Here is a 2,460-nt window from a genome sequence, read left to right on the forward strand (position 1 = left end):
CGACCCCGAGCAGCGCCCCGGTGACGAGCACCCACCCGGGGGGCCAGGCCGGGGACGGCAGCGCGAGCGTGACGACGGCGGGCAGCGCGGCGAAGGCGACGGCATACGGCAGCGGGGAGAGCGGGGTGCGCTTGAACCAGAGGTTGTACGCCCAGCCCGAGGCCACCCCGAGCACGAGGTGCACGAGCGCAGAGCGCCACCCGCACGCGAACGACAGGACGACGCAGGCCACGAGCGCGACGCCGCACGCCGCGCGGACGACCGTCTCGCAGACCTCGCCGGCCGCCAGTGGCTTGTCCGGGCGCCCGACGGCACGGTCGCGGCGCACGTCGACGAGGTCGTTGGACCACCCGATCGACAGCTGCCCGGTGAGCACGGCCGCCGTGACGAGCAGCCCATGCGCCGGGGTGTGACCGGCCGACCACGCGAGCAGCGCGGTGAGCACGGTGACCGCGAGGGTGGGGCCCGGATGGCAGGCGCGCACGAGCCCGCGCGCCGTCCGCCGCTCCGCCCGCTGCGCCACCACGAGCCCGAGCATAGGTCCGGATGGGTACGGAACCCTCGTGAGCCACCTCGCGGCCGTGCGCGGCGTCCTTCCCGGGCACGCCTACGCCCAGTCCGAGGTGACCGCTGCCTTCGCCGACGTGCTCGGCTCCACCGGCGCGGACCGGGCCCTGCTCGAACGGTTCCACGCCAACGCCGGGGTCAGTCGGCGGCACCTCGCCCTGCCGCTCGAGCGCTACTGGCAGCTCGCGGACTTCGGGGAGGCCAACGACGAGTTCATCCGGGTCGCCACCGAGCTCGGCTCGCAGGCGGTCACCAAGGCGCTCGCCGCTGCCGGGCTCACCCCGCGGGACGTCGACCTCGTCGTGTCGACGACCATCACGGGGCTCGCCGTGCCCTCGATCGAGGCGCGCGTCGCCGCCGAGATCGGGCTGCGCGACGACGTCAAGCGCGTGCCGCTCGTCGGTCTGGGCTGCGTGGCCGGCGCGGCCGGGGTGGCGCGCGTGCACGACTACCTGCTCGGCCACCCCGACGACGTCGCGGTCCTGCTCTCGGTCGAGCTGTGCAGCCTCACGGTCCAGCGCGACGACCGCTCGGTGGCCAACCTCGTCGCCAGCGGCCTCTTCGGCGACGGCGCCGCGGCCGTCGTCATGGTCGGTGCCAACCGCGCCGCCGCCCTGGCCCCGGCGCAGCCCCGCGTCGTCGCGACACGCAGCCGCCTCTACGCCGGCACCGAGCGGGCCATGGGCTGGGACGTCGGGGCCACCGGCCTGCGCATCGTCCTCGGTGCCGAGGTCCCCGACCTCGTGCGCGAGAACGTGCGCGACGACGTCGACCGCTTCCTGGCCGAGCAGGGCCTGACCCGCGCGGACATCGGCTGGTGGGTCGCCCATCCCGGCGGCCCGAAGGTGCTCGAGGCGATGCAGGAGGCGCTCGAGGTCGAGCGTGAGGCGCTGGGGGTCACGTGGAGGTCCCTCGACCGCATCGGCAACCTCAGCTCGGCCTCCGTGCTGCACGTGCTCGCCGACACCCTGGCGGACCAAACGCCCGAACCGGGCACATGGGGCGTGCTGCTGGCCATGGGCCCGGGATTCTGCCTCGAACTCGTGCTCCTGCGGATGGCCGACTGATACACAGAGCACACAACAGCAGAACGAGTGGCGGGCGCACGGACAGGCAGGACCGAGGAGAAGGAGAGTGGCGGCGTGACCTCGCAGTGGCTCTTCACCGTCCTGGTCGCGCTCGTCGGGCTGGAGCGCGTCGCCGAGCTCGTCGTCTCCAGGCGGCACGCGGCCTGGGCGCTCTCCCGGGGCGGCGTGGAACGGGGGCAGGGGCACTACCTCTTCATGGTCGTCCTGCACACCGGTCTGCTCATCGGTGCGGTGGCCGAGGTCTGGCTCGCCGACCGCCCGTTCGTCCCCGCCCTCGGCTGGTCGATGCTGGCGCTGGCCCTCGGGAGCCAGGCCCTGCGCTGGTGGTGCATCGCGACACTCAGCAAGCAGTGGAACACCCGCGTCATCGTCGTCCCGGGCCTGCCGCTCGTGCGCCGCGGCCCCTACCGGCTGGTCCCGCACCCGAACTACGTCGCCGTGGTGGTCGAGGGACTGGCCCTGCCGCTCGTGCACTCCGCCTGGGTCACCGCCCTCGTCTTCTCCGTCGCCAACGCGGCCCTGCTGACCGTCCGGGTCCGCTGCGAGAGTGCCGCCCTGCGCGAGCTCGCCTCTCCCGTCGCTGCAGCGAGCGGGGTGGCCCGGTGAGCGCCGACGTCGTCGTCATCGGGGGAGGCCCCGTCGGGCTCGCCGCCGCGTTGTATGCCGTCCGCTCGGGCCTGTCTCCCGTCGTCCTCGAGCCGCGGGCCGGCACCATCGACAAGGCGTGCGGCGAGGGGCTCATGCCTGGTGGCCTGCAGAGCCTGCTCGAGCTCGGCGTGGACCCGCAGGGCTACGACCTGCACGG

The 2,460-nt window shown here is 74.2% G+C and carries 4 protein-coding genes; 3 read left to right on the forward strand and 1 reads right to left on the reverse strand.

The features are described from left to right. The coding region (locus ABD194_RS19815; protein ID WP_343994712.1) for a UbiA family prenyltransferase at nucleotides 1-526 on the reverse strand (526 nt) is incomplete at its 3' end. Between the two features lie 37 nt (nucleotides 527-563). On the opposite strand from ABD194_RS19815, the gene ABD194_RS19820 reads away from it, so the two are divergent. From ABD194_RS19820 to ABD194_RS19830, 3 genes are all read left to right on the forward strand, one after another. Further along, nucleotides 564-1,634: a type III polyketide synthase gene (locus ABD194_RS19820; RefSeq protein ID WP_343994714.1), complete on the forward strand. Its 1,071-nt coding sequence runs from the start codon at nucleotides 564-566 to the stop codon at nucleotides 1,632-1,634. Between the two features lie 75 nt (nucleotides 1,635-1,709). Beyond that, nucleotides 1,710-2,261: an isoprenylcysteine carboxyl methyltransferase family protein gene (locus ABD194_RS19825; protein WP_343994716.1), complete on the forward strand. Its 552-nt coding sequence runs from the start codon at nucleotides 1,710-1,712 to the stop codon at nucleotides 2,259-2,261. After that, on the forward strand, nucleotides 2,258-2,460 hold a 203-nt coding region (locus ABD194_RS19830; RefSeq protein WP_343994718.1), incomplete at its 3' end, for an NAD(P)/FAD-dependent oxidoreductase. The genes ABD194_RS19825 and ABD194_RS19830, both read left to right, overlap by 4 nt.

The sequence above is a fragment of the Terrabacter terrae genome, from assembly GCF_039529575.1.
GTDB lineage: Bacteria > Actinomycetota > Actinomycetes > Actinomycetales > Dermatophilaceae > Terrabacter > Terrabacter terrae.